This is a genomic window from Maricaulis maris, assembly GCF_049116555.1.
GTDB classification, from domain to species: Bacteria; Pseudomonadota; Alphaproteobacteria; order Caulobacterales; family Maricaulaceae; genus Maricaulis; species Maricaulis maris_C.
The window spans coordinates 113,819-140,122 of the sequence record NZ_JAGDYT010000003.1 but is presented as its reverse complement, the minus strand read 5'-3'; the positions used below and the strand labels follow the sequence as shown (position 1 = coordinate 140,122).

19 protein-coding genes are annotated in these 26,304 nt (G+C 63.2%); 10 read left to right on the top strand and 9 right to left on the bottom strand.

The window, feature by feature from the left end:
• Nucleotides 1-44 precede the first annotated feature (44 nt).
• Complete coding sequence (locus tag JXQ94_RS05295; protein WP_421922768.1) at nt 45-1,412, top strand: mechanosensitive ion channel family protein; 1,368 nt, start codon at nt 45-47, stop codon at nt 1,410-1,412.
• Between the two features lie 12 nt (nt 1,413-1,424).
• Here JXQ94_RS05295 and JXQ94_RS05290 read toward each other — a convergent pair whose 3' ends face one another.
• Both JXQ94_RS05290 and JXQ94_RS05285 read right to left on the bottom strand, forming a co-directional pair.
• Entirely contained in the window at nt 1,425-2,336 is a 912-nt protein-coding gene (locus JXQ94_RS05290; RefSeq protein WP_421922767.1) for a lipase family protein, read from the bottom strand.
• Between the two features lie 559 nt (nt 2,337-2,895).
• Nucleotides 2,896-3,849, bottom strand: a complete 954-nt coding sequence (locus tag JXQ94_RS05285) for an isopenicillin N synthase family dioxygenase (RefSeq protein ID WP_421922766.1) — start codon at nt 3,847-3,849, stop codon at nt 2,896-2,898.
• 166 nt (nt 3,850-4,015) lie between these two features.
• Here JXQ94_RS05285 and JXQ94_RS05280 point away from each other — a divergent pair, with 166 nt between their 5' ends.
• Entirely contained in the window at nt 4,016-5,590 is a 1,575-nt protein-coding gene (locus JXQ94_RS05280) for a hypothetical protein (protein ID WP_421922765.1), read from the top strand.
• Between the two features lie 162 nt (nt 5,591-5,752).
• On the top strand, nt 5,753-6,025 hold the full coding sequence (locus tag JXQ94_RS05275) for a hypothetical protein (RefSeq protein ID WP_295696448.1): 273 nt from the start codon (nt 5,753-5,755) through the stop codon (nt 6,023-6,025).
• A gap of 299 nt (nt 6,026-6,324) precedes the next feature.
• Here JXQ94_RS05275 and JXQ94_RS05270 read toward each other — a convergent pair whose 3' ends face one another.
• The gene (locus JXQ94_RS05270; RefSeq protein ID WP_421922764.1) at nt 6,325-7,062 is read right to left on the bottom strand and encodes a polysaccharide biosynthesis/export family protein; all 738 of its coding nucleotides are present in this window, start codon (nt 7,060-7,062) and stop codon (nt 6,325-6,327) included.
• A gap of 88 nt (nt 7,063-7,150) precedes the next feature.
• Here JXQ94_RS05270 and JXQ94_RS05265 point away from each other — a divergent pair, with 88 nt between their 5' ends.
• The 3 genes from JXQ94_RS05265 to JXQ94_RS05255 all read left to right on the top strand — a co-directional run bounded on the left by JXQ94_RS05265 (nt 7,151) and on the right by JXQ94_RS05255 (nt 10,640).
• Nucleotides 7,151-8,680, top strand: coding sequence for a GumC family protein (locus JXQ94_RS05265; protein WP_421922763.1), 1,530 nt, complete (start codon nt 7,151-7,153; stop codon nt 8,678-8,680).
• A 65-nt stretch (nt 8,681-8,745) separates the two neighbouring features.
• The gene (locus JXQ94_RS05260) at nt 8,746-9,381 is read left to right on the top strand and encodes a hypothetical protein (RefSeq protein WP_421922762.1); all 636 of its coding nucleotides are present in this window, start codon (nt 8,746-8,748) and stop codon (nt 9,379-9,381) included.
• Nucleotides 9,378-10,640 (top strand): O-antigen ligase family protein, encoded by a 1,263-nt coding sequence (locus JXQ94_RS05255; RefSeq protein ID WP_421922761.1) that lies wholly within the window; start codon nt 9,378-9,380, stop codon nt 10,638-10,640. The genes JXQ94_RS05260 and JXQ94_RS05255 overlap by 4 nt, the downstream gene beginning before the upstream one ends.
• Nucleotides 10,641-10,650: 10 nt before the next feature.
• Here the strand turns inward: JXQ94_RS05255 and JXQ94_RS05250 are convergent, their stop codons facing one another.
• Genes JXQ94_RS05250 through JXQ94_RS05235 form a run of 4 tightly spaced genes read right to left on the bottom strand, consistent with a single transcriptional unit; the run spans nt 10,651 to nt 14,733 of the window.
• Nucleotides 10,651-11,571, bottom strand: a complete 921-nt coding sequence (locus tag JXQ94_RS05250; RefSeq protein ID WP_421922760.1) for a glycosyltransferase family 2 protein — start codon at nt 11,569-11,571, stop codon at nt 10,651-10,653.
• A complete protein-coding gene (locus tag JXQ94_RS05245) occupies nt 11,568-12,335 on the bottom strand; it encodes a polysaccharide deacetylase family protein (protein WP_421922759.1) in 768 nt (255 codons plus the stop codon). The genes JXQ94_RS05250 and JXQ94_RS05245 overlap by 4 nt, the downstream gene beginning before the upstream one ends.
• Nucleotides 12,335-13,279, bottom strand: coding sequence for a glycosyltransferase family 2 protein (locus JXQ94_RS05240; RefSeq protein WP_421922758.1), 945 nt, complete (start codon nt 13,277-13,279; stop codon nt 12,335-12,337). The genes JXQ94_RS05245 and JXQ94_RS05240 overlap by 1 nt, the downstream gene beginning before the upstream one ends.
• Before the next feature lie 2 nt (nt 13,280-13,281).
• Entirely contained in the window at nt 13,282-14,733 is a 1,452-nt protein-coding gene (locus JXQ94_RS05235) for a polysaccharide biosynthesis C-terminal domain-containing protein (protein WP_421922757.1), read from the bottom strand.
• Between the two features lie 133 nt (nt 14,734-14,866).
• On the opposite strand from JXQ94_RS05235, the gene JXQ94_RS05230 reads away from it, so the two are divergent.
• Nucleotides 14,867-15,949 (top strand): GNAT family N-acetyltransferase, encoded by a 1,083-nt coding sequence (locus JXQ94_RS05230; RefSeq protein WP_421922756.1) that lies wholly within the window; start codon nt 14,867-14,869, stop codon nt 15,947-15,949.
• Nucleotides 15,950-15,975: 26 nt separating this feature from the next.
• Nucleotides 15,976-17,151: a glycoside hydrolase family 5 protein gene (locus JXQ94_RS05225; protein WP_421922755.1), complete on the top strand. Its 1,176-nt coding sequence runs from the start codon at nt 15,976-15,978 to the stop codon at nt 17,149-17,151.
• Between the two features lie 8 nt (nt 17,152-17,159).
• Here JXQ94_RS05225 and JXQ94_RS05220 read toward each other — a convergent pair whose 3' ends face one another.
• Nucleotides 17,160-18,737, bottom strand: coding sequence for an exopolysaccharide biosynthesis polyprenyl glycosylphosphotransferase (locus JXQ94_RS05220; protein WP_421922754.1), 1,578 nt, complete (start codon nt 18,735-18,737; stop codon nt 17,160-17,162).
• Between the two features lie 186 nt (nt 18,738-18,923).
• Here JXQ94_RS05220 and JXQ94_RS05215 point away from each other — a divergent pair, with 186 nt between their 5' ends.
• Together JXQ94_RS05215 and JXQ94_RS05210 are read left to right on the top strand one after the other, a co-directional pair.
• Entirely contained in the window at nt 18,924-20,534 is a 1,611-nt protein-coding gene (locus JXQ94_RS05215) for a SulP family inorganic anion transporter (protein ID WP_421922753.1), read from the top strand.
• Between the two features lie 112 nt (nt 20,535-20,646).
• On the top strand, nt 20,647-23,835 hold the full coding sequence (locus JXQ94_RS05210) for an amidohydrolase family protein (RefSeq protein WP_421922752.1): 3,189 nt from the start codon (nt 20,647-20,649) through the stop codon (nt 23,833-23,835).
• A 214-nt stretch (nt 23,836-24,049) separates the two neighbouring features.
• Here JXQ94_RS05210 and JXQ94_RS05205 read toward each other — a convergent pair whose 3' ends face one another.
• Nucleotides 24,050-26,278, bottom strand: coding sequence for a TonB-dependent receptor (locus JXQ94_RS05205; RefSeq protein WP_421922751.1), 2,229 nt, complete (start codon nt 26,276-26,278; stop codon nt 24,050-24,052).
• Between the last annotated feature and the right edge of the window lie 26 nt (nt 26,279-26,304).

Here is a 26,304-nt window from a genome sequence, read left to right as displayed (position 1 = left end):
CCGCAACAATGCTATCCCTCTGAAATCAGGAGAGAGAGCGCCAGATGACCACACCTCAAGACGACAGCGCGCTGGGCGAACTTCTGCCGATGGAAGTGCTGGAGGGGCATGCGCGGGATGCTTGGGACTGGTTGCTCGCAAGCCTGCTCAATGTCGATGTGGCGATCCAGATGGGGCTCATCCTCGCCGCCTTCATCCCGGCCCTGATTTTCGGGCCGCGCCTGCGTCATGTGGTCGAGGAGTTGACCAAGGGGCGGATCAAGACCGGGCTTGCGCGCCGTCTGCTGACCGCCGCAATCTCGCTGGCGACGCCGCTGGCGCTGATCGCGGTGCTCGCCACCACTCGCATCATTCTTGGCGCGCTGGACCGACCCTTCGGTCTGATTGATGCGGCGATGAGCCTGATGACCGCCTGGTTGGTCATCCGCGCCGTCACACTGATTATCCGCTCGCGCTTCTGGTCCAAGGTCGCCTTCTACATCGCCTGGCCGGTCGCGGCGCTGGACGTGTTCGGTCTGCTCGATGATGTCGTGGCGCAGCTTCAGGCCCTGGCCATCCCGCTGGGTGAGACCGAAGATGGCGAGCCGGTCGACCTGTCCCTGTTCGATGTCCTGCGCACCCTGATCTATTTCGGCGCTCTCTTCTGGCTCGCCTCTCTGGCCGGACGGACCGTCAATGCCCAGCTCGAACGGGCCGAGGAAATCTCGCCGGCCCTGCGCGCGCTGATCGCCAAGATTCTCGGCTTCGCCCTGCCGGTGATCGCCTTGTTGATCGCCTTGCAACTGACCGGCTTCAACCTCGCCACCCTGGCTATTTTCTCCGGCGCGGTGGGTATCGGCGTCGGTCTGGGCCTGCAAAAGACCGTCGCCAATTTTGCCGCCGGTTTCACCCTGCTGGCCGACAAGTCGATCAAGCCCGGCGACGCTCTGGAGGTCGATGGCCAGTTCGGCTGGGTGACCGGCATGCAGTCACGCTATGTCTCCATGCGCACGCGTGACGGGACCGAGCATCTCATCCCGAACGAACATTTCATCGCCAATGGCGTGATCAACTGGTCCAAATCCGACCGGGTCGTGCGCCAGCATGCGCCGTTCGGCGTCTCCTATGACACGCTGGACCTTGAGCAGGTCCAGCAACTTGCCATCGAGGCGGCCCGGACGGTCGACCGTGTCGTGCCCGACAAGGCGCCGGTCTGTAATCTCGTCGAATACGGCGACAGCTCGGTCAATTTCGATCTGCGCTATTGGATATGCGATCCCGAGAACGGTCTCTCCAATGTGCGCAGCGCAGTCTATATCGCGATCTGGAAGAGCTTCCACGAACACAATGTCGAGTTCCCGTATCCGCAGATCGACATCCATGTTCGTGATGTGCCGGCCGGCATGAAAAAGCCCAAACCGATCGGTGGCTAGCCGCGGGCTTGCCTAGCAAATGCAGGCATAATAACGGCCTGAAGCACTGTGAGCTTCGGCGATTTCCTTGAAATCGAGATGGTCGAGCGCGTGCCGCATGGCGGCCCAGGCATTGGCCGCACCCTGCTGGCCGTACTCCACCACGCAATCGGGGCCAAGATAGCGCAGATGGCCGATCGGGACATAGGCGTTGGAGAAGGCGGGATTTCCCGCTTCCGGCCAGGCTGTTGCGGTGAGACGGTTTGATGCGCCCTTGCTGGCATGGCGCTCCTGTGCGGCCAGGACTGACAGGAACGGCCACCAGGGCAGGTAGGGCACGATGTCGTACATGTTCTGGTAGCGCACGGTGAAGGGGGTCAGGCCCAGGGCGTCATAGTTTGCTGCGAAATCCTGTTCGCAGGTACGCGGCGCGGCAAAACAGCAGTTTTCGATCAGAAGGTGCGGCCAGGCGGTCTTGAGCAGGGAGGCGGCGAGATAGGTCATCGCCGCGCCCTTGGAGTGACCGGTCACCAGAATGCCTTTCTTGGCGGAAAGATCGATCTGGCTCAGCGCCGCCATGGCCTGAGGCCAGATCGACAGGGTGGCGTTGGCGAAACCGGTCTCGACCCGTCCAAACACTCGACCACCGACATACCAGTTGGTGGGTCCGGCCTCGAAATCCTGCAGCCAGTCCAGAACCCATTTCACCAAATCTCCCTTGAATGGGGGCAGGGTCCCGCGCAGGGCAAGGACGACCCAGCCATCATCGGTCTCGGCGACAAACCCGGCATTGATCTCGTCCAGGCCGTTCACGAAGACCCTGGGCCATGTGTTCGGCGCCAGGCCAATCGCCTTGACGTTGGCATTGCCCTGCGGGATCTGCCCCTTGGAGATGGCGTAGCAGGCGATGGCCGCATTGATGAGGCGGCACTCGAGTGTGGTCATGACAGGCTCCCCTTTTCTCGAGGGGAGTCTAGCACGCAAAACACGTTTAGCTTGCAGAAATAATTTTTGCGGGCTTAAGGTCTCAAAAGAAGGCCGCGAGGCGAACCTCGCGGCCATCCAGTTGGCTGGTGGCAGCCCGGCCAGACCGCAAGTGACCCAGCCGGACCTACTTCCACGGTTCCAGGGTGTGCCCTTCGCGCCAATGTGGCCAATGAATTGATTTTCTGCCTGCCATCGAGACGACCTATGCCGGTCACTGCCTTACTTGTGCGTGCATGGGGGGCATGCATTCCTGTTGGATTACAGCTTCTTCATCCAGGCGATCGTTTAGGAAAGTGGTAATACAACCTCAAGATAGTGATCGGGCCGCAACGGTGGCGGGAGCACAGCCCGACCCTCGGATGGCTTTTTCAGACTGCAAGGGGTGCGGGCATGGGGATCGCACCCCTTTTTCAGTCCCTGATCTGGCCAGGCTTTCTGGGGTGAGCGGCAGACGAGCGCTGCGACCGGTGAACCCATAACCGACCGGACAATGCACGCGCCAGATCCCGCGAGTGGCCTATTTCAGAAGACCGATTTCGCGAAGGCGCTGGTTGAGAAAGTCATTGGCCCGCATTGGTTCGGGATATTTGTCCGGATTGTCGGCTCCGGCGCAGCCCGGCAAGGTCTCGATCATGTAATCGGGCCGGTAGTGCAGGAAGAAGGGAAGGGAGTAGCGCGAAAAACCGGTGCGTGCACCGGCCGGATTGATGACCCGGTGCTGGGTCGATGGCAGGACATCATTCGTCGAACGCGCCAGCATGTCGCCCATATTCACGACCAGGCAGCCCGGTGGCGGATTCATGTCAATCCATTCGCCATCGCGCGTCCTCACCTGCAGGCCGGGCTCTTCGGCGCCCAGAAGGAGCGTGATCGTATTGATGTCGCCATGCGCCTCGGCGCGGATCGAGCCCCCCGGGTCTCCGGTCACAGGCGGATAATGAAGCAGGCGCATGACCGAATTGCCGTCCTTCACCGCATCATCGAAATAGGTTTCTTCCAAGCCCAGATCGATTGCGATGGCACGCAGGACCTGGACGCCGAGCGCGTCAAAGGCGGCGTAAAGGCCGTGTACGGTTTCACGCCAGCCAGCGATTTCAACCGGTACCAGATTGGGCGCCATGTCGGTTTCATACTTGTGACCGGCGGGCAAATCGCGTCCGACATGCCAGAATTCCTTCAGGTCGACATGTTTGGCGTCCTTGGCGATTTCCTTGCCGAAAGGCGTGTAGCCACGGGCGCCGCCGCCACCCTCGACGAGATAGGTCATCTTTTTCGACTCGGGCAGCGCGAAGAATTCAGCCGCCTTGTCATAGGCATCCGCGATCAGCGCACCATCGAGGCCATGGTCCGAGATCGCCGCAAAGCCGAACTCGCGGAAACTCTTGCCGAGCTCGGCCGCAAAGCGTGCCTTGTCGGTCTGTGCGAGTGTCATCGAGACCGGCTGGAAACGGGAAAGGGTATCGGACGGCATGGCGGGCTCCTGTCGGCTCTGCCTAGCCAATAAGCCGTGGTGCCGGGCGTGCCAACACCTCATGTGTGTGACGGCTGGCCGCATGAGCGGCATTCGCGCCTCACGCGCATGGGCTTGCATGGTTAACCCGGCCCGGCCTAACTGGCAGCGGGAACAGGGGGGCATCATGACGGATACCGTCGATGCTGGTGACACGATATCGATACCGGGCGCGGACGCCTGGCAGCGGGCCGGCTTGACCCGGAGCGAGGCCATACGGCGTGAGCGGGTCGAACGCTGGCGCGCGGAAACCCTGTCACCTTGGGAGGCGAGGGCCGTCGGGCTCGTTGTCTGGCTGGCCTGGCGGACCGTGTTCAAGGGTTTTCAGCCGCTGTGCCTGATCGCGGCCCTGGCCGCTGCGAGCTGGTTCGGTGTGCGATGGCTGGATGAGACAGGGGGATTGCAGGCGCATGTCGAGTCCGTTCCCGGCGAGGAGCGGCGCCTTGCCGAGCGCATCCGCCGGGCCGTGCCGCCCGAGGCAGAGGCCCGGGATATCTGGATCGCGCGCCTGGAAGCATCAATCCGGGGCGATACGCGCCGACGCGCGGATATTGATCGTTTCCGCAGCTGGGCCGCCTTGGGGCCTGACCTCATGGGGCGCGACTGGCTGGCGCTGGACGCGATTGCGGGTGCTGCCGGGCCGCGGGTCCTGGACGCCGAGTTGCGCGCCGGCCCCGATTGGCAGCGCCGCCAGCGTCTCGATGATGCCTGGCGTGAGCTGATCGCGCGGGGACGAGCGCTTGGTCTCGATCCGCCCGCGCTGGTCTTCGCGCCGGAAGCACTCAATCGACGCCGTGCCGACCGGCAATTCGCCTGGGCGGTGGCGCGTGAGGGGGCGGACGGGTTTTTTCGCGGCGACTATCGGGGCCAGTTCGAGATGCGGGCTGTACCCGGCCTGGTGGCTGAGGCGTCGGGGACGACACGTCTGTATGGCGGCGTCCGGCACCTGGTCATCGCGCTCTGTGCGCAAGCCCGCACACCCCTGTCCGGCTGCGACAGCCCGATCATTCCACCGGCAGCGGCAGATGAGCTGTCATTGGCGCTGGCCGCTATAGAGTCCGGTCTGGTGGAACTTCCCGCGCGTGGGCGTTCGATGAGGTCCGGCGCTGAAATTCTCATTGCCGCACGCCGGGCAGGTCAGCTCAATCCGCAATTGGAAGCCTGGCTCGTGGACGTCCTGCCGCGCGTGCTGCCCGCCGCAGAGATACGTGACGCGGTCGATCGGGCCGGGGTCCGCCCGGATATCGCCTTTGCCGCGCCGGCCCGGATGACTCAAAGCCTCGCCGCCCAGCTCGATGCGCGGACGACGGAGGAGGCCGTTGTGTTGGCGACAGTGCTGCAGCGCGTGGCCGACTTGCGTGAGGTGACGTCGAGTTTTGAGGCCATTCGTCTGATGGCTTACCCGGACAGTGTCGCAACGCTCGACAGCCTGCAGCGCGTCGGAGCCCTGTCTGGCCCGGCCACATTGGCGGTGATGGAATGGCTCGGCGAGGGGGCATATGACGCGCTTTTGCCGCTGCCTGAGCGCCCGGAGGCCTCACAGGAGGTCCGGCGCGGCCTGATCTTCTCGCTCGGGGCCGCGATTCTTGTTCTCCTGCTCACCCTGGTCCGGGTTGCCACGCCTGCACGCCTGCGCCGGGCGAGCCGGACAAGTCTTACCGATGCGTGGATATCGCGTTTACTCCTCGGTAGGAAACTCTAATGGATTTAAAGGCTTAAGGCCGATATTTCTGGTTTGGCTTAACCTTAATGCAATTCTCTTTGCTCAGGATCACATCTGTTCGAAGGCATTCGGACTGGATGGTGGTCGCGGGTCACAGGTCAAAAGACAGGACCCGCCAGTGTAAAAGTAAGGGGAAGTCCCATGGCGTTCACGGACGTAGAAACGGCCCAAGCGCATCAAGCAGCATTTGCCGACCCGACGGGTGAGGATCTGTGCAAGCTTGGTATCTTGTATTCAACGGGCCAGGGTGGCGAGATCGACTATGTCGAAGCGCACAAATGGTTCAACCTGGCAGCCCTGATGGGCTCCGAACCGGCGAAGTATTATCGCGCCGAGATTTCCGACCAGATGTCGACGATGGACGTCGCCGCCGCTCAACGCGCGGCCCGCGAATGGCTGTCGACCCGCCACTAGGCGATCCGACATGACTGATTGCACGCCGGCGGATGGGGGCATCTGCCGGCCGCAAGACCCATACGCCCGCCGATCCTCAAGGATGGCGGGCGTTTGTGTGTCCGGGCAAAGCGCAACGGCTCATCCATCCTGCAAAACACCAGGTCCGGAGCCGGCTCATTCTTGGTCGGGATTGTCCCGAAGACGGTCCAAGCCAGGCCCAACACATCCGATCTCGCGAGTCCCCCCGGTCAGTTGCGCCGCAGGTTAACCCCTGGCGCGGCCCGGCATGACAGTGCGTTCGGCGAGACCCGGAGCGGTCAGTTATTCGTGATCGCGTCGGCGATTGCGTAGGAGAAAGCCTGGTCGAGCGGCAGGACGCCAGCGACGTATTGTTCCACGAAAACGCCGACTTCGGCCACGGTCGAGCGTGGCACGAAGATGATGTCGTGGCGGCGGATCTGGATAGAGTCCGCACCTTGGCGCCCGCGCAGGGCGTCATGGAGATTGACCGTGCGCATCATGAGCGCGCCGCCGGGCTGGCGTCGCAGTACGACGACATCGCCGCGCGCCGCCGAATTCTGGAAGCCGCCGGCCATCAGGATGGCCTCCAGCGCGCCGACCGGACCGGTCAATTCGACCAGGCCGGGATTATTCACTTCGCCGCCGACGATGATGTTCTGCGGGCCAAGGGCAGCGCGCCGGACCTCGATGATCGGTGACACCAGGATATCGCGCGCATAGGCGTCCGCGAGCGTGTTGGCGATCTCGTAATCGGTCTGGGCTGCGACCATCACATTGCCCAGCAAGGGCAGGGAGACACGGCCGTCCGGCCCGATCGAGGCCGTGCGGGACAGTTCGGGGGCCGAGTGGACAGTCACGTCAATACTGTCGCCGGGAAAGAAACGGTAAGCCGGGTCGGTGTCCCGCCAGGCGGCAAAGCGCGGCTGTCCCCATTCCGCTGCAGCGGGCGCAGAGGGCGTCCCGGCGCAGGCATTTATGGCGAGAGGCATGGCAAGCAGGGCGGCGGCGCAGAGGCCAGTTCGGATCGCGCGCATGAAATATCTTTCCGGTCGACTGTCAGACCGCATTCTCCACGCGGCATGGATAACAAATTTTTAAGCGCGAGCAGGCTCTTATTGGGACATGACGCGCGCATATCACGATACAGCTTCCGCTGCGGCAGGAGCCGCCGGGACGGGTGACGCTCCTCGGCGGGAGCTCGACCTGTTCGACGTGATCGCTCTTGCGTGGTCTCAGAAGGGGCTTATCGCATTGATTTTTGCGGTAATTTTCGCAGCTGGCGTGGCCGCTTCCCTGACGCTTCTCAAGCCAAGTTATACAGCCGAGACGCGGCTTCTCGTCCTGCTCGATTCGAATCCAACACCAACCGCGGCCGGCGTTGGCGATGCCTTCATGCTCGACCAGGTCATGCAGTCGGAAAGCGAATTGCTGAGTTCGGACGCTGTGCGGCGCCTGGCGCTGGAAACACTGGGCGCCGAAGTCGTACTCGGCGAGCCGGCGGGGCTGAATGCGGACGGTGTCGCCCTGCGCGACCTGCGGGCGGGCTTCCAATTGTCCCGCGAGCCGAACTCCTCTGCCATCAACGCCAGTTTCAAATCGGCTTCAGCGGAGCGCTCGGCGCTCATTCTCAACACCATTGTCGACGCCTACCTAGCCTATCGTGAACAGGTCCTGTTCGAAACCGGCTTCTCCGGCCTGGAGGTCCGTCGTGAGCAGGCTGATACCGCTGTACGCGCCGCACGTGGTGAGCTGGAGAGCTTCCTTCTGGCCAATGAGATCGCCAATTTCGAGGCCGAACGCGGAACGGCGGAGAATCTGGTTGGCAATCTGACCGAGCGGATCAGTCAGGCCCAAGGTGAGCGCGACATGACGTTGGCGGGCGCGACGGCCCTTCGTGAACGCCTCCTGCAAATCCCGGAAAGTATCGAACTCTATGTTGAGAATGGCGTGTCTGGCGTGTTGCTGGATCGGCGCGCCGAGCGCGCCAGCCTGCTGTCGCGCTACCAGCCGACAGCACCAGCGGTTCAGGCCGTGGAACGGGAGATTGCTGCCATTGAGAGCTTCATTGCCTCAGGTGCTGCGGACGGTGAGGGCCAGCGCCGCACTGGCGCCAACCCGGTCCGCCAGGCACTGGTATCCGATCTGGCGACCCGTGAAGCCAATGCCGAGGCCCAGGCCTCGCTTGCGGCAGCGCTGGCGCAGCAGGCCCGCGCCAATCGCAGCCTGATCAGTCGCCTGCGCCAGCTCGAACCAGAATATACGCGTCTGGCCCAGAATGTTGCGGCCGCTGAAGAAGCGGCTGCTGCGGTTGCCGGCCAGGAGGCCACGGCGTCTGCCCGCCGTTCACCCAGCCTCGGTGCCGCCGATGCCGTCCGCCTCATCGACCGGGCGACCCCGCCCATGGAAGGGCAATCTATGAAGAAGCTCGGCCTGATCGGCGCCTTCGTGGCGGCGGCTGGCATTGCGCTCTTCCTGGGGCTCATCCGCGGCTATTGGGTGACCTATGTGCGCGCCGTCGCCCTGCCGCGCCCGCGACCGATCTCTCCGGCATCTTCTGACGCCGCGCCGTCGGCTCCAAGCCAGCCGGTGCCGGCCAACGATCCCTTTGACGGTCTGCCCGTTCTCGCACATGTCGCTGACCGCTCGATGTAAGCGGGGCGTTAACCTCGTTTCTCGCATTCTCTGACGAATCGAATCGCTCAGGGCGTCGTCGTTGCATGAACCTCACCGCGGACCTTTCCCAGCTCATCGATGAGCTCGAACCTATCGCCCGTCCGGGCGGCAGGGGGCGTGTTCTCATGGTGATGGGCGCCAGCCGTGGCGCCGGAGCCTCGACAGTGGCGCGCGAATTGGCGCGCCTGGCAGCTCGGCGCTCCACGCGTGGCGTGTGGCTTTATGATCTCGATTTCAACGCCAATGCCCAGGCTGAGGCTGCCCGGGTGCAGGGGCAGGCCTTTGATGCCGGCTTCGGGCGCGAGCCTTTCTGGTCGCTGAGCACGCAGGATGGCGAGATGGCCCGCATCATCGCGCGGCAGTCCGCTGTTCCCAATCTTTTCGTGACCGAGCTGCAGGCCCGACCTGGCGCCGTTCGGCAGGCTGGTTTGCGGGCCGCGCCTGATTACTGGGCTGCGGTTCGCGGCTCCATTGATCTGGCGATCATTGATGCGCCCGGCAATTCGCGGGCACCGCTCTCGCTGGTCGATGATGCGGACGGCGTCATTCTGGTTGCCGATGCCCGGCTCAGCCGCGTAGACGGGATCCAGGCCCGGCGGTCCGCGATTGAAGCGCGCGGCGGCGTTGTGGCCGGCCTCATTCTCAACCGGATGCGGAGCGGCGTGCGGAGCGCGGCATGAGCCTCGCTGCCAGCCATGATCCCGCCTTCCTGGCCGCCTGGCGTCAGGCTCCAGCCCTTCGCTTCACGGGCATGATCGAGGGCGGGCTGACCCTGCTTTGCCTCTTTCTGTTTTCCCAGGGCTTGATCGGGCCACTCTTCGCCGATCCCGCGGACCCTGACAGTTCCGTCGTTCTGCGCCTGGTCTGGCTGCCGGTCTACGCTATCACGCTGGGCCTGGCGGTCACGCGTCCGGGGGCGGTCATGCGAACCCTGACAGGCAATTGGCTGCTTTTGGCCCTGGTCCTTCTGACCGCAGTTTCGGTGATCTGGTCGATCGCTCCGGACACCACGCTTCGACGCGCCTTCGCATTGATCATGACGACGCTGTTCGGCTTCTGGATGGCAGCGCGCTGGTCGTGGCGAGCGCTCATTCTCCTGACCGCGGCGACCTTTATCGGTCTGGGCGTACTCTCCACCCTGATGGCGGTCGGCATGCCATCCCTAGGCGTTGACCATGACGTTCATGCCGGCGCCTGGAAGGGCGTCTGGTGGGAGAAGAATACGCTCGGCGCCATGATGGCCTGGGGCGCCGTTGCCTGTTTCGCCGCCTTGCACATGGATTCGCGCCGACGCTGGATCTGGATGTGCGGTGCCCTGCTTTGCTGCGCGCTGGTTCTGTTGTCGACGTCCAAGACCGCCTTGCTGGCGCTTCTGCTTGGGACCGGCGGGGCGATCGGGATCGCGCTGTGTCGCCGCGGTTTCGGTTTTGCCTCGCTTGTGTTGTTTCTGGGTCTGAGCGGTGCGGCAGCGGGTACGCTCATCCTGTTGATTGCGCCCGTCGAGTTTCTGGAGCTCCTGGGCCGCGATGCGACCTTGACGGGCCGCACTGATATCTGGGCCATCCTCTCGCGCCAGGTCGGTGAAGTGCCGTGGACGGGCTATGGCTATATGGCGTTCTGGGCGGATGAGACCGGACCGGTCTACTGGGTCCGTCAGGGCACCGACTGGCCGGTACCGACCGCGCACAATGGCTGGATTGAAACAGCGCTGGCTGTCGGGATTCCCGGCGTGATCATGATGGCATTGATTTATGGCCGCGCAGTCCTGCGCGCCCTGTCGCGCCTGTTTGCAGGACCTGAAACCTATTGGACGCTGACTTTCCTCGCCATGCTTGGTCTGGTCAGCATCTCGGAGTCCAACCTGTTGCAGCAGAACTCGATGGGTTGGGTTCTCCTGGTGGCGACCGCCGCGAAGCTGGCTGACCGGCGCACCAAGTAAGGTCGGACGGCTAGTCTGCCACGGCGGCTTCGCCGTAGAAGCGCGGTTCGAATGCCTCGACCCAGAAAAGTTTTCCAGCCCCCTGGACCGCACGATCCAGCCAGCTCGCGGCGGCCTTCGACCGCGTCAGGCTCGACAGGGCGGCGAGAGCGCCGAAGACCAGCATCTGACCCAGTCCCACACACATCCAGAATGCGATCCCGGACCAGCGGCGCGGTCGGGCATTGGCCGCCGACTGGGTCGCGCCCTGGCCGAAGGCAAAGCTGCGCGCCAGCAGATAGCGCCAGCTCGTCCGCCGGGCATCGACGGTCTCGATGGCGTGCGCCTTGGCCGACCATCCGAAGCGGGCGCCTTGGCGGGCGAGTTCGGCAAAGAACAGGTCGTCCTCGCCGCCGCTGACATTCATGCGCGGATCGAACGGAGCATCCGGCAGGTTGAAGGCATCGCGGTCGACGAGGGAATTACCGCAGCCGAAGGGGGCATCCAGCGCGTGGTCGGTTTTTTCGCCCGGACGCGAATAGAGACGCTGCGCCAATGCCCCGCGCACGCCATGTGGCGCATCCAGTGCTTCTCCGCGCAGCGGGCCGAACACAACGCTGGCACCAAGGGTCTCGGCACTTGTCATCAAGGATTCCAACCAGCCCGCCGAGGCAATTTCGTCATCATCGAGAAAGGCAATATAGCGCCCCGATGCAGCCGCCCAACCGGCATTGCGCGCATTGGCGACGCCGGCGAGTGGTTCATGGATATAGCGGACGGCACATCGCGCGACCGCGCGGGCATTGGCCACACCGTTGCGGGCGGACCCATCCGGATCATTGTCAACGACGATGATTTCGTCCGGCTTGCGGCTTTGTGCCATCAGACTGGCCAATGCGTCGCGCAAACCCTTCGGGCGGCGGAAGGTCGGCAGGACAACCGAGACGCTCATGCTGTCGCCTCCATCTGACGCACGGCTTCACGCACCGTCAGGACGTCGGCGCCGCTATCGGCAATGGCCTGGCAGACCCGCTCGAGCTGGACTGGTGTGCAGCCCCACTCGGTGGGCGAGTCCTGGACGTCGTGCGCGTAAAAGATCAGCCAGCCGGTATGGCGCGACAGGCTCGCGGCGGCCTCAACCGCGCGATCAATGCCGGCATCCCCGCCATCGACCGGCACGGATTTCAGGAGATTGCGGTCGGCCGCGCCGCGATTGATGTCGGCCTGAACGCCACGCAGGTTTGTAAAGCGTTCGGACAGAGCCCGTTTGGTCGCCGGACTGGCCTCGCCATACGGAAAGGCGAAGCTTTCCAGTTCGGTCTCCAGACCCATGGCCTTGAGCGCACGTTCATTGCGGGCGATGTCGGCGAGAAATGTGCCGGTTCCGACCTGGCTGGCGTCGAGATGGCTGTAGGTGTGGCAGGCGATCTCGTGCCCCGCACCGACGAGACGCTGCAAATCGCCACAATCGAACATCGCGCCGTGATGGGTCTGGCCTCCGGCATAGCCAGCCGACGCATAATACGTGCCTTGCCAGCCATGCCGTTCGAGAATTGCGGCCCCGGTAGAGGCGGCCGATTTCGGGAAATCATCGAAGGTGATCGTTATGATGGCGCGGTCGGACGGTAGTTGCAGCGGCTTGCGCGCAGCGACTCGCGCCCAGCGACGATTGAGGCCGGCGAACAGACCGGAGGCGGGCGTGTAGGGGGCGTTCATCACAGAACCTCCGATGTCCAGCTGGCGCGCCAGAGTTTTATGGCCAGTGTGCGCAGGCGAAGCGGCAGGGCGTTGTTGCGGCTGGTCCAGGCCCACAAGCCCCGGAGCCAGTGCTGTCCCGGAACGGCTTTGAGGGTGCGGGCGGCCCGGGCACCGGGCAGGCCGTTCAACTCGGGATGTCGATCCAGAAGGCGGCGAAAATTGACGGCGCCTGCCTTGAATTTTGCAAGCAGCTCGTCGGTGGATTGCAAGCCGCCATGCGTGGCCGGATTGTCGACATGGGTCAGATGAAACCCGCTATCGGCGGTGACCGCCCAGTCGGTATCCTCCCACCCCCAGCCGCTGAAGCCCTGATCAAAGGGGCAGGCCCGCATGACGCTGGCGCGCACAAGCACATTGGATGAGCAAAAAGCCGTGGCTCCGACCGCGTTGCGCGTCGAGGCATCGTGGTGATCGCTCGCCCGTGAAAGCGCCGCATGGAGGCTTTGATCCGGGTGTTCAGCGTCTGCCGTGACATAGCCGCCGAAGATCGCATCCGCGATGTCGTCGGCCATCGCCCGACGGTAGCGCGCGAGGAAGGCGCCATCATCCGGGATCATGTCGGCGTCAAGATAAAGCAACCAGTCTGCGCGGGCCTCGCCCGCCAGCAAATTGCGCCCGGCGGCACGGCCCCGGTTGCGCACGCTTGTCAGGACGCGCATGGGCCGGTCGAAACTGTCGATATGGGCGCAGATCGCCCGGTTGAGCTCCGGGTCCGGCTCACCGTCATCATACAGCACGATCTCGAAGTCATCGGTACGCTCCGCCAGCGGGTCGAGCGCATTGATCAAGGGGCGCGGATCGTCGCCATAAAACGGTATGAGTATGGAAAACCCGGGCTTGCGAACCAGATGTCCGGCCGCATTCGCATGCTCACGCATCGGGATTTCGGTCATCACATTCATGCTCACACCCCCGCCGGCCGGAAGAGGAGGCGGGCGTTGCGCGCCCAGGACCGGCACCCGGCAATATCCAGGCAATAGGCTGAAATCACGTAAACGACACCGCCGGTTCCGGCCCGCAGGAGCAGATCGATCCAGGCCTCCCCACTGTGCGGCAGCGCGAAGACAGCGGCTGCCATGATCGCAGTCGCAGAGCCGGCCTTGATCCAGTCAGCCCACGGCAGGGGCAGGCTGAAATGGCGCCGTCCCAGCATCGCGCAAGCCAGGAGGGCGAGCGCGTAGGCGACCACGGTAGCCATCGCCGCGCCGGCAATGCCGAAGACCGGGATGAGCAAAAGGTTGAGGCAGAGATTGAACGCTGCAGAGACCGCCATGATCGTCGCCATGACACCGGTTTTGCGGGTCAGGGTGAACGCCTCGTGGAAATAATAGGTCATCATGCCCTTCATCAGGCCCGACAGGGCGATCCAGGGCAGGATTGAGGCCGCTTCGGCGCGCACGGATTCGCCGATGATCAGCGTGGTCAGCGGTCCGGCGACGAGGGCGAGGCCCGCGGCTGCGGGAAAGCAGATCAGTCCCATCAGGCCGGCAGCCCGACCGGCCATCTCCCGGGCTGCAGCAGCTCCGTCTTTCTCGAAAGCCCGGATGGTGAGAGGCCAGACGGCGGCGCCGAACCAGATGAAGATCACGTCCAGCAACCGGTCAGCCAGGCCATAGCCGGCCGCATACATGCCGACGGCACCCTGGGAAATCAGGGCGGCGATCAGGAAGCGGTCACCGACGGAAAGCAGGTGCTCGAAAATCAGCGAAATGGAGAGTGGCGCACCATAGCGGGCAAAGCTGGCAGCGCGAACCGGCTGACGTCGCCCCTTTGCGGCCCGGCGCAACATGACCGGCAGATCGAAGACCAACATGACCAGCGCGGCAACCGCAGTGCCGACAAAGACGCCGGCGGCCCCGAGGTCGGTCGTCAGAATGACGCCGATGCCAACCATGAAACCGATCATGAGATAACCGGCCTCGAGTGCCGAGTAGCGACCGACATCACCGCCGGCGCGGTGGGTTTCAAGGCCGATCTGCAACAGGGCGCGCAAGATGAGGGAGATGACGGCAAAGCCGAGGGCGGACTGCAGTTTGGGATCAACCGGCAGGATGTTCACGCCGAGGACCAGTGCGCCGCCCGCAAGGCCGGCAATAACCAGATACAGTCCGTAAGCGGTGGCGAGGTGATCGCGCAGTCGACCCCGTTTTTCGGCCCGCGCATGGAAGCGGGCAACCGCGGCCTCAAGCCAGGTGAATGTCACGATGTGGGTCAGGGAGAGCGCGGCAATCGCAATGGCATAACGGCCATACTCATCGGCCGGCATGATCCGGGTGAACACGGCTACACTGCCGAATCCGACCAGGACTTGCGCCAGTTGAACCGGCAGATAACCCAAGAGATGTCGTCCAAGCATGAAACGCTCCGCTCGCCTGAGAGGGGAAGCTTGCAAGAGCGGTGCCGCTTTGCGGGCGAGGTCTGCTCTGTTCACGGCCTGCTAAGGCGTTGCCCCTAATCTGATATTCCTGACGGGGATAGGGTTCGGACCGATGCAGGTCGATTGTCGAAAACCGAGCGAGCTGACAGACGTGGAACGCGGCGCCTGGCGTGCCTTCGTGCAGGCTGAAGCGACGCTGGCCAGCCCCTATTTTGCGCTGGAATTCGCCGAGTGCTGCGAAGAGGCACGCGATGATACCCGGGTCCTGGTTGTTCGCGAGCAGGGCGCAATAACTGGCTTTCTGCCCTTTCAGGCCGGACGGCTGGGTTTTGCTCGTCCGCTCGCCGGTCCGCTGGGTGATGTCCAGGGTGTGATTGCGCCGCAGCCGGCGATGGCGGATCCGGCGACCTGGCTGGCTCGGGCCGGTATCCCGGTCTTCGATTTTCACAGTGCTCTGGCCAGTCAGCGCGGCTTCGCGGACGTGGCCGACACGCCGCCGGACGGATCCTGGATGATGGATCTGACCGATGGTTTCGACGCCTGGCAGGCTCACCGCAAGTCGGTGAATGCCAAGGCGATGCGCAACATCGCCACACGTTTCCGGCGCCTGGAGGCGCATGAGGAGTCCCACAGCTTCGTGATGGCGGACTACCAGGACGATGTTTTTGAAACCATGGTCCGGCTCAAGCGTGCGCAATATCGTCGGACTGGCGTGTTCGACGTGTTTTCTGTGGGTTGGACCGGGCGATTGCTCAAGGCCATTTTGCGGCGCAAGGGCGACTGTTTTTCCGGTGTGAGCTCCAGCCTTCGGGTGGGCGACCGGATCATCGCCGTGCATGTCGGCATGGCGAGTGACCGTCTGTGCCATTACTGGTTCCCGGCGTATGAGCCGGACCACAGCCGTTTGAGCCCGGGTGTGCTTCTGCTTGTGGAGATGGCGCGGATCGCCGCTGCGATGGGCCATTTGGGAGTCGAGCTCGGACCGGGCGATTTTGGCTTCAAGAAGGATTTGTCGAGCAGTCAGGTCGGGCTTGTTGGTGGGCGGTTCACGACGCGATCGCTGCGCGGTGCCCTGGCTCGGTCAAGCCAGGCCATGGCTGAAAGCTGCGCTCGCGCACCGCTCGGGCCAGCTGGGCGCCTGCCGGAAAGAGCCTTGCGCAAACTTGGCCGGGTGACCGGCTTTCGGGCGTTGTGACCGGTCTGACCCGACGCCACGGCCTTTTGGCCGCGACCGCCGCCCTGGCAGTGCCGCCTGTCCTCGGCGCACAGGCCGGGGCAACCCGTCTTCAGCTTTGGGACAATGCAACGGGCGCCCGCTTGCGCGGTGCCGTCATCGCCCAGAGGCGCGTCTATCCGGATATTGATGGCCCCGAATTTCTCGGAGACGGGGCTGTTGGTGCGCCGGTCAGCGACGCGGCTTTGGGCCGTCTGGCGAGTTTGGGTGGCAATCTGGTGGTGCTCTCCCATCCCGGGCTGGCAGGCGAGGCGCCCCCTTTCGCCATCGATCCGGCAATCGAGCAGCATTTGCATGCCATGGTCCAGCGGTGCGCGCGCCACGGCCTCTTTGTCGTAATCGGTTTTCGGACCGGTCCGGGGCGCAGCGAGTTCACATTTCATCGTGACCAGGCCGATACCTGGTTTCCGGCCGAGCGGATCAATGAACGCGTCTGGCAATCGCGCGAGGCGCAGGATGGCTGGGAGGCGATGTGGGCACACACCGCCCGTCACTTCCGTCACTACCCGAACCTGGCCGGCTATCTCCTCATGGTCGAGCCGAATGCCAATCTGGCGGCGCGCGGACCTGATGGCGGTGATCTGGACATCTGGGACGCTGACCGGCTGGCCGAAACCGTGGCCGGAACACCGGCGGACTGGTCAGCTTTGTGCGTGCGACTGAGTCGGGCGGTACGGGCTGTTGATCCCGAAACGCCCATTCTGATAAGCCCCGATGGCTATGCCAATCTGGGATTTGCCGGACTGATCGACCGGGATTCAGTGCCGGGCCAGGTTCTGGCAATCCATGATTATTCGCCGCGTGCCTACACGCATCAGGCCGCCGGTGCGGGCATAGGATTCAATCCGTCCCTGGCCGAGTTCGATCAGCCGATCGAGGGGCCGTGGATGCTCGGAGAATTCGGGGTGTCACGCTGGGCACCGGCCGCGGCGGGCTATCTCGCCAACCGGATAGCTGCTGCGGAAAGGGCCGGAGCCGCTTGGTCGGTGTTTCGCTGGGATAGCGGCTGGCGTGTCTATGAGAATGCCGAAAACCGCTTCAACCCGCTTTACGGTGAGGCCGCGGGCGCCCGTGAGCCTGACCCGCAATCGGAGCTTCTGGACACGTTGTCACGGGCGTGGTTGCCGAACACCATGCGACCGGCGCCATTGTTGCGGCGCTAGAACCGGGCTCAGCGGATATTGATCTTGTCGCCGAGAAGAGCCGGCAGGGTGAGCAACATGATCCAGAGATCGAACCAGAAATTGGCTTTGTCGATATAGGCAACGTCCAGCGCGACCCGTGCGCGTGCGGCCTCGGGCGAGTGCAGGGGGCCGCGGGATCCATTGACCTGAGCCCAACCGGTAATGCCCGGCTTAACGCGATGGCGATGGGCGTATTCGGCAACCAGATTAGCGGTTTCCGTGCCGCCGGTTCGCATACCAAGGGCGTGTGGACGCGGGCCGACCAATGACATGTCACCGGTCAGCACATTCCACAATTGCGGCAACTCATCGAGGCTCGTCTTGCGCAGAAAGCCGCCAATCCGCGTCACCCGTGGATCATCCAGCTCAACCTGGCGCATCGGCTTGTCGGCGGCGTTGGTGTCATGACGCATGGTGCGAAATTTCAGGACATTGATCGGGCGACCATTGAAGCCTTCACGAACCTGTCGGAACAGGACCGGACCCCGGCTGTCCAGACGCACGGCCAGCGCAATCAGGAGCATCAGGGGCAAGGCCGCGAGGAACAGTCCGGCCCCGAAGGTGAAATCTTGCAGGCGCTTGACCAGAAGATGGCCAAAGCGTTCCTCGACGCCGCTCATGCGCGCCGCCTGGACACCAACAATATCGTCCAGCGTGGTCTCGGCCGGGTCGAAGGAATCCAGATCCAGCAACAGGCAGACCGTATGGGGAAGGGCGCGTAGCTTGGTCAAGAGCATGCGGACGCGGTCCTCGGCCTTGGGCGTGACCGTCAGGATGATGCGGTCGACCTCATGCAGGAGTGACCAGTTCAGCAAATCATCGGTCGTCCCCAGATAGGGTGCACCGGCCAGCGCCTGGGGGCTGCGGGCCTTGCGATCGTCGAAGACGCCCACGACATTCACCGTGCCGGACCCGGCATTGGCCTTGATCAGCTTGCTGGCATTGGGCGTCGCACCGACCAGGACAACATTGCGGGCCAGTCGACCGGCCTTGGCCCAATGCTGGATGAAGCCGGCATAGATGACGTGAAGCAGGGTCACGGCCCCGACACTCGTAATGGCGAAGGTCGCGACGAGATGCATGACATCGGGTGCGGTGAGGTGGGCGAGGGCGGTGATGGCCGCGCCGGTGGTGGCAGTCGCCGTCAGAGCTCGAAGCAAACGAGCCGTAGCATTCTCGCGCGGCTCGACCTTGTAGAGGCGCATGAGCATGGCAAGGGCCGGGCACAGGGCCGCAAAGGCCAGCAGGGGCAGGAGCTCTCCTGCCGCGACTTCGGTCACTGCGCCGCCAGACAGGGCATAGGCACCGGTCACGGTCAGGATCAGGATGACGAAGATGTCGAGGCTCTGCCAGACATGACCAAGCGCCTTGCGATTGATGCGATGGCGCGGGGCGCGCGCATCGGCCTTCATGTGGGCACGCGTCAGGCTCGCCGTGTCCGGATTGGACGGGCGCAGGGCGTCTGACGTATCATTGGCAGGACCGGTCGCCTTGCGCAATTGTTGGCCTTCGGTGTGTGGTGCGTTGGAATAGTCCACTGCTTTCCCCATCGATCTCGGCGTCATTTGAGCAGAGCGGGCAAAAGATTTAGTTGAGAAGCGTGGTTAGTGAAGCGTTACCGAATGGCGTCGGGAAACCAGTGGTGCATCCTGAAGAAAATGGGTGCATTTTTGTGCGGCGCAACATATCACCCGCAAGATGAGCGACGCGTGTGACGCCTCGCCAATTGCGCAGCCACCGGTGGACTTTTAATGCTCAGGACTTCTCTAGCTGCTTTTACGGAACGCCTCGCTGCAACCATTGGCGATCGCGGTGAATTGCCGCCGCTGAATGCGAGTCGTATCCGGATCGAAATTCTGGCCGGTCTGACGGTCGCCCTGGCCCTGGTGCCGGAAGCTGTGGCCTTTGCCTTCGTAGCCGGTGTGCCGCCCCTGGCGGGCCTTTATGCCGCTTTCATCGTCGGCCTGATCACGGCTGTTCTGGGGGGACGGCGAGGCATGATCTCCGGGGCCACGGGCGCTCTGGCCGTGGTGATGGTTCATCTCGTCGCCGAGCATGGCATCGAATACCTGTTCGCGACCGTCGTCCTGATGGGCATTATCCAGATTTCGGCCGGTGTCCTGCGCTTGGGCAAGTTTATCCGCATGGTTCCGCACCCGGTCATGCTGGGATTCGTCAATGGCCTGGCGATCGTGATTGGCCTGGCGCAGCTGGAACAGTTCAAGACGGTCAATGAGGCCGGCGAGCACATCTGGATGACCGGGTGGCCGCTCTTGCTCACACTGGGCCTGGTCGGGCTGACCATGGTCCTGATCTGGGCCGTGCCCAAGGTCACCAAGGCAATTCCGGCGCCGCTCGTGGCGATCGGCGTGGTCGCCGCGCTGGTGATCGGTTTCGGTCTGCCGGTGCCGCGTGTCGGTGACCTGGCCTCCATCGAGGGCGGTTTGCCGGCCTTTCATATCCCGATGGTTCCGCTCAATCTCGAGACGCTGGAAATCATTCTTCCCTATGCCGTCATCCTGGCTGCAATCGGCCTTATTGAAAGCCTGCTGACTCTCAATCTCGTCGGAGAGATCACCGGTCGCCGCGGCGGCGCGTCGCAGGAATGCGTGGCCCAGGGCCTGGCCAATCTGGTCACCGGATTCTTCGGTGGCATGGGTGGCTGTGCGATGATCGGTCAGTCCATGATCAATGTGAAATCGGGCGGACGACTGCGCCTCGCGGGTATTGCGGCGGCGCTCTTCCTGCTCGCCTTCATCCTTGTCGGTTCTTCGGTGATCGAGCAGATCCCGCTGGCCGCACTGGTCGGCGTGATGTTCATGGTCGTGATCGGAACATTCGCCTGGCAGAGCCTGCGTATCCTGACCCGAATACCCAAATCAGACGCCTTCGTGATCCTGTTGGTCACCGGTGTGACGGTTTATGCCGACCTCGCCATAGCGGTCATTGTCGGCGTCATTGTTTCGGCGCTGGTCTACGCTTGGAATGCAGCCTCGCGCATTCATGCCCGCGAGAGCATCGGCGAGAATGACGAGCACATCTACAAGCTCGAAGGGCCGCTCTTTTTTGGATCGACCGCCAGCTTCATCGAGCTGTTTGACATCGAAAATGACCGGGATCGCGTCGTGATCGACTTCGCCGACAGTCGGGTTGTTGACCAGTCTGCCCTGCAGGCGATCGAGGATCTGGCCCTGAAATACGACCAGGCCGGAAAGCAGATCGAGTTGCGCCATCTCAGTCGTGATTGCCACAAGCTTCTAACACGGGCCGGACAGTTGGTGGTCGATAGCGATGACGATCCGGCCTACGAGCTGGCGGTCGATTACAAGGTCCGTCTCGGCCGTATGGGCGGGGCGCACTAGCGTCCACAGGCTTCGCCGTCGAGGTCGCGCAAATGTTACGGCCAGCGCCGTTTGTGGTCAGCCGGTTTGCGCCCTAGTCTCTGCCCCAAGATTCCAATTCTTGGGGGAAGAGATGACCAAATTCGTTTCAATTCTGGCTGCCAGCACAATGCTTTCCGCGGCACCGGCCTTTGCCATGCAGGACGAGGCCAGCGAGGGCTGGGATGTCGCCAATCCGCCGCTCGAGACGCGCGCGATCGACATCAATGTCACGGAAGGCACCTGGATGTCGCTGGACGTCAGTCCGGACGGCCAGACCATCGCCTTCGACCTGCTTGGCGATATCTACACGATCCCGGTGACGGGCGGTGCGGCGACCAATATTTCCTCGGGCCTGCCCTGGGAAATCCAGCCGCGCTTCTCGCCTGATGGCAGCCAGATTTCCTTCACCTCGGATCGCGCTGGCGGTGACAATATCTGGATCATGAATGTTGACGGCTCGGATGCACGGCAGCTGACCGAGGAGAGCTTCCGTTTACTCAATAATGGGGCGTGGCACCCTTCGGGCCGCTATATCGCCGCCCGTAAGCATTTCACCACCACACGCTCCGCCGGTACCGGCGAGATCTGGCTCTATCACGTCCTTGGCGGCGGGGGTGTGCAGCTGGTCGAGCGTCCCGATGAGAGTTTCCAGAAGGAACTTGGTGAGCCGATCTTCTCGCCGGATGGTCGTTATCTCTACTACACGCAGAATGTGACCTCCGGGAACACCTTCATCTACGCTCAGGATTCCAATACCGACCTGTTCAATATCCGTCGCTATGACATGGAGACCGGAGAGACCGATACGGCGGTTTCCGGTGCAGGCGGCGCGGTCCGTCCGGCACCGTCGCCGGATGGCCGCTACATGGCTTTTGTGCGTCGGGACCGCATCCAGTCTGGCCTTTGGATCAAGGACTTGCAGACCGGTGAGGAGCGTCGCCTCGTCGAAACTGTCGATCAGGACATGCAGGAAACCTGGGGCGTGACGGGCATGTATCCCAACATGGACTGGATGCCGGATGGCAACTCCATCGTGTATTGGGCCGAGGGCGGCATCCAGCGCGTTGATATCGAGACTGGTGAAGTCACGAACATCCCCTTCAGCGTCACCGATACGCGCGATGTGATTGATCCGCCGCGCCCCTCGGTCGAAGTCGCACCGGACACTTTCCAGACACGCATGCCGCGCTTCGCCACGGCGTCGCCTGATGGCAGCCAGGTCGTTTACGAGACACTGGGTCACCTTTGGGTGCGCGATGCGGACGGTGGGGAGCCGCGCCGCCTGACCCGGGATGACGGCACGCGCCGGGAAATGATGCCGACCTGGTCGGCGGATGGCCGCACCATTGCCTTCGTGACCTGGGATGATGAAGAGCTGGGCTCGGTCCGGACGATATCGGCTCGTGGCGGCCGTGAACGCGTGCTCAATGACGAGCCCGGCCATTACCGTAATCCGCGCTTTTCGCCCGATGGCGAGACCGTGGTCTTCGAGAAAGGCTCCGGCGGATTCCTGACCGCGCCGGAATGGTCCGAGAATGAAGGCGTCTATCGTGTTGCCGCCGATGGCGGCGACATGGTGCGTATCACCGATAGTGGCTCGGCGCCCCATTTCGGGGATTCGAATGACCGGATCTTCGTTACCCGTAGCGGCGGCGGTGCCCGCCTCGTCTCCATGGATCTGGACGGTACCAATGAGCGGACGCATGTGACCGGTGATCTGGTCACCGGCTACCAGGTCTCGCCGGATGGCACGCACGTCGCTTTCCGCCAGAATTATGATGTTTTCGTGCAGCCGCTTCTGCCAGGTCCGCAATCGGTCTCCGGGGGCCGTGGCAGCTCGGCGCTTCCGACGGTGGAAGTGTCAGGCAATGGCGGTAGCTATTTCCACTGGAGCGGGAGCGGCGATGCCGTTCACTGGTCCATGGGACCGACATTCTTCACCGCCGACGTCGCCGACTTCCGCCCCGACCCGACCGGTGAGCGTGAATACACGCCGCCGACCGAGGGGCTCGACCTCTCCATGAGTGCGACGGCTGACCGGCCCAGCGGGATGGTCGCGCTGACCAATGCGCGGATCATCACCATGGCGGGAGAAGATGGTGGCGTCATCGAGAACGGCACCATTGTCATCGATGGCAATCGCATTGCCGCTGTCGGGGCCGATGTAACGGTGCCGGAGGGCGCTCAGACGGTCGACATGTCCGGCCGCACGATCACGCCGGGCTTCATCGATGCCCACGCGCATGGTCCGCAGGGCACGGGCGATATCATTCCGGAGCAGAATTGGGCCGTGATCGCCCATCTGGCGCTGGGTGTGACGACAATCCACGACCCGTCCAACCGGGCCAGCCAGATCTTCGCGGCAGGCGAGTATCAGCGGGCCGGCAGCCTGCTGGCGCCGCGGATCTATTCCACCGGCGAGATCGTCTATGGCGCGCGGGCGGCCTCCGTCTATGCGCAGATCGACAATTACGAGGACGCGCAGGAGCACGTTTTCCGCCTTGCCTCGCAAGGCGCGCACTCGATCAAGAACTACAACCAGCCGCGCCGTGACCAGCGTCAGCAGGTCGTTGCAGCTGCCCATGAGGCCGGGGTCGAAGTGGTCGCCGAGGGTGGGTCCAACTACCACATGGATATGGCCATGGTGGCCGATGGCAATACGTCGATCGAACACAATCTGCCGCTCTCCGCGATCTATGAGGATGTGCTGCAGATGTATTCGCAGACCGAAGTCGCCTACACGCCGACCATTGTCGTGACCTATGGCGGTCTCGCCGGTGATCCCTACTGGCGCCAGGCCACGGACGTCTGGCTCCACCCGATCCTGTCCCGTCACGCCCCGCCGCGCATCCTTCAGGCTGGTTCGGTACGTCGCACGACGGCACCGGAAGAGGATTTCGTTGATGATGACAATGCCCGTACGGCGCTTCAGCTGCGCAATCGCGGGGTAGATGTCTCGATCGGAGCGCACGGCCAGCAACAGGGTCTCGCCGCGCATTGGGAGATGTGGTCCTTCGCGCGGGGTGGTTTCACGCCGCTCCAGGTGCTGGAAACCGCGACCATGGCACCGGCCCGCCATCTCGGTTTCGATGCTGATCTCGGCTCGCTCGAAGTCGGCAAACTGGCCGACCTTGTCGTGATGACCGCGAACCCGCTCGACGATATCGGCAATACGGACGAGATCGAATACGTCATGCTCAATGGCCGTCTCTACGATGCCGATACGATGAATGAGACCGTCACCGGCGATCGCGAGCGTCAGCCCTATTTCTGGGAATAGCTCAGCGTCGTTCGATATCGCAAACGGTCGAACCCGAAAAAAGAAAGAGGGCGCTCAACGGGAGCGCCCTCAGTCTCGGGGGGAAATCGGGTGAACAAACTGCCTTGAGCAGCGTCACGATCACCCTGCCACCACCGACTGCCGATTTCAGCGAATAAAAAAAGCTCCGGGATTACGCCCGGAGCTTTTCTTTTGTTAACGCTCGGTCCGATGCCTAGTTCAGGCTGGCACGGAAGGAGACACCAACAATGCGCGGCTCGTTGACGAAACCGGTATTGTTGTTGAAGTCGATGCCACCGACGAGATTGTCTTCGTCGGTGATATTGCGCGCAAAGACTGCGAGCTCGTAATCCTGGCCGCCGGACATCTCGCCGGCATAGCCAAGGCGCAGACCGCCTTCGAAATTACCGTCGGAGTAGAACTCTTCGGACTCGTAGAGGAAGAGGTTCGTGCGACCCTGGTAGAACCAGTCGGTGTAAGCGAACCATTCGCCGCCATTGCCGGCCGGGATCGAGTAGCGAGCCGTAAGGGACAGGATGTAGTCCGGTGCCTGCGGGAAGGGATTGCCGTCGACTTCGACGAAACCGTCATTATCGGTATCCGGATCCAGCACGGTGCATTGGGCGCACACGCCAACTTCCAGGTCATTATCCTGCAACTCGGTCTCGTTCCAGGAGAGGCCGGCGGTGACAAAGAGATTGTCAGTCACCCACATTTCACTGTCGATTTCGAAACCATAGCCAACGCCGCGATCGGCATTGATCAGCTGGACAAGATTGCCGCCGCCGCCGACGGCCGAGAGCTGCAGGTCGTCGACCTGGTAGTAGAAGGCGGTCGCGTTGAAGCGGGCGCGCCCATCGAGCGGCTCCGACTTGTAGCCGATTTCAAACGAGGTCGAGGTCTCGCTGTCGGCAATCGAGGGCGGGTTGAAGAAGGCAACGTCGCGGGCCTGGATTGACGGGCCGCGGAAGCCGCGGGCGAGACGGGCGAAGACAGCCTGGCGATCGTCAAGATCGTAATAGGCCGACAGGTCCCAGCTGAACTGGTCGTCGGATGCGGAGACCGGTGCCACCGGAATCGAGGTCACCACGCCGACCAGCTCCTTGGCGTCATGCGTGAAGCGCAGGCCACCCGAGAGTTGGAGATTGTCGTTCAACTGGTGGCTGACCTGACCGAAGGCGGACCAAAGCGTGTTGTCATGGCGCACGGTCGTGGACGGCGGAAAGCCGCCATTTGGTCCAACCGTGGTGATGTCGAACTCGCCGGAGAAATAATAGGCGCCGATCTGCCAGGTCGTCGGCTGGTCATCGCTGGAGGCGATCCGGAATTCCTGCGTGAACTGCTCGAGCGAGTCGATACCGTCCTGGGTTTCCGACGGGAAGGGGATGAAGCCCGGGCCGGTCACCAGATTGCCGCCATCGATATCGCCGAGCGAATAGCCCTCGGCGGCCTCATAGCCGGTGATCGACGTCAGGGTCACGCCGGCATCGGTATAGTAGTTCAGCGCCGCGCTCGTGCCCCAGCTGTCATAGGCTTGCGGGTTGTTGAAGGCGCTGTCGAAATAGACTTCATCACGAACATAATTGCTGTTAAGCGCATTGCTGCCCGGGGTCAGTATATTGGCGCGGAACACGGCAGAGGTGCCGACCAGCGAGCGGGCATGCACATTCAGCAGGGCGTCGAAAGACTCGGTCGGGGTATACAGGAGCTGGGCGCGACCGGCCTGCTCGTCATACCCGCCGAGCGCATTGTTATCGCCGGTGAAGCCATTGTCGATCCAGTCATCGCGATGCTGCGAGAGCAGTGACAGGCGCGCGCTCAGCACGTCTTCGACCAGCGCGCCGCCCATGGCGGCTTCAAGGTTTGTGGTGCCGTAGGAGGCAGTCGAGACGCTGACATAGCCGTCGGTTTCCTGGGTCGGTCGGACCGAGTCAAACTTGATTGTACCGGCCGTCGTATTGCGTCCAAACAGCGTGCCTTGGGGGCCGCGAGCGATCTCCACCTGGGCGATATCGAACAGCGGGAAGGATTTCAAGATGACGTTTTCCATCACCACATTGTCCATGATGACCGAGACCGGCTGCGACGCGGCGAGGTCAAAATCGGTATTGCCCAGGCCACGAATATAGAAGCGCGGGGCGACACGGCCATTGGAGCTTTCCGCATAGACGGAGGGGATGCGGGCAGCGAGGCTGAGAATATCGGCGCCACCTTCGGTCAGCGGGGCGAGATCTTCGCCGGACTGGGCCGTGACCGAATTGGCGATGTCCTGGACGTTTTCTTCGCGGCGCGTGGTCGTCACGATGATCGTTTCAACGGTCGAGGTGGACGCCGGCGCGGACTGGGCGACAGCCGAGGCAGGGATGAAGGCGGAGGCCGTGAGCGCGAGGGCGCTGACGCCGGCGAGCTGCACGCGTTTGCGAGCGGAAGAGGCAAGGGTCATGAGGGAATCTTTCGAACCAACCAGTA

Bases quoted from the DNA above. Each gene is read 5' to 3' on its own strand.
- JXQ94_RS05290 (WP_421922767.1), bottom strand. From the start codon at position 2,336: ATGACCACACTCGAGTGCCGCCTCATCAATGCGGCCATCGCCTGCTAC.
- JXQ94_RS05215 (WP_421922753.1), top strand. From the start codon at position 18,924: ATGCTCAGGACTTCTCTAGCTGCTTTTACGGAACGCCTCGCTGCAACC.
- JXQ94_RS05270 (WP_421922764.1), bottom strand. From the start codon at position 7,062: ATGCGCGCGATCCGAACTGGCCTCTGCGCCGCCGCCCTGCTTGCCATG.
- JXQ94_RS05260 (WP_421922762.1), top strand. From the start codon at position 8,746: ATGAACCTCACCGCGGACCTTTCCCAGCTCATCGATGAGCTCGAACCT.
- JXQ94_RS05210 (WP_421922752.1), top strand. From the start codon at position 20,647: ATGACCAAATTCGTTTCAATTCTGGCTGCCAGCACAATGCTTTCCGCG.
- JXQ94_RS05295 (WP_421922768.1), top strand. From the start codon at position 45: ATGACCACACCTCAAGACGACAGCGCGCTGGGCGAACTTCTGCCGATG.
- JXQ94_RS05265 (WP_421922763.1), top strand. From the start codon at position 7,151: ATGACGCGCGCATATCACGATACAGCTTCCGCTGCGGCAGGAGCCGCC.
- JXQ94_RS05255 (WP_421922761.1), top strand. From the start codon at position 9,378: ATGAGCCTCGCTGCCAGCCATGATCCCGCCTTCCTGGCCGCCTGGCGT.
- JXQ94_RS05220 (WP_421922754.1), bottom strand. From the start codon at position 18,737: ATGACGCCGAGATCGATGGGGAAAGCAGTGGACTATTCCAACGCACCA.
- JXQ94_RS05240 (WP_421922758.1), bottom strand. From the start codon at position 13,279: ATGAATGTGATGACCGAAATCCCGATGCGTGAGCATGCGAATGCGGCC.
- JXQ94_RS05230 (WP_421922756.1), top strand. From the start codon at position 14,867: ATGCAGGTCGATTGTCGAAAACCGAGCGAGCTGACAGACGTGGAACGC.
- JXQ94_RS05280 (WP_421922765.1), top strand. From the start codon at position 4,016: ATGACGGATACCGTCGATGCTGGTGACACGATATCGATACCGGGCGCG.
- JXQ94_RS05275 (WP_295696448.1), top strand. From the start codon at position 5,753: ATGGCGTTCACGGACGTAGAAACGGCCCAAGCGCATCAAGCAGCATTT.
- JXQ94_RS05250 (WP_421922760.1), bottom strand. From the start codon at position 11,571: ATGAGCGTCTCGGTTGTCCTGCCGACCTTCCGCCGCCCGAAGGGTTTG.
- JXQ94_RS05245 (WP_421922759.1), bottom strand. From the start codon at position 12,335: ATGAACGCCCCCTACACGCCCGCCTCCGGTCTGTTCGCCGGCCTCAAT.
- JXQ94_RS05235 (WP_421922757.1), bottom strand. From the start codon at position 14,733: ATGCTTGGACGACATCTCTTGGGTTATCTGCCGGTTCAACTGGCGCAA.
- JXQ94_RS05285 (WP_421922766.1), bottom strand. From the start codon at position 3,849: ATGCCGTCCGATACCCTTTCCCGTTTCCAGCCGGTCTCGATGACACTC.
- JXQ94_RS05205 (WP_421922751.1), bottom strand. From the start codon at position 26,278: ATGACCCTTGCCTCTTCCGCTCGCAAACGCGTGCAGCTCGCCGGCGTC.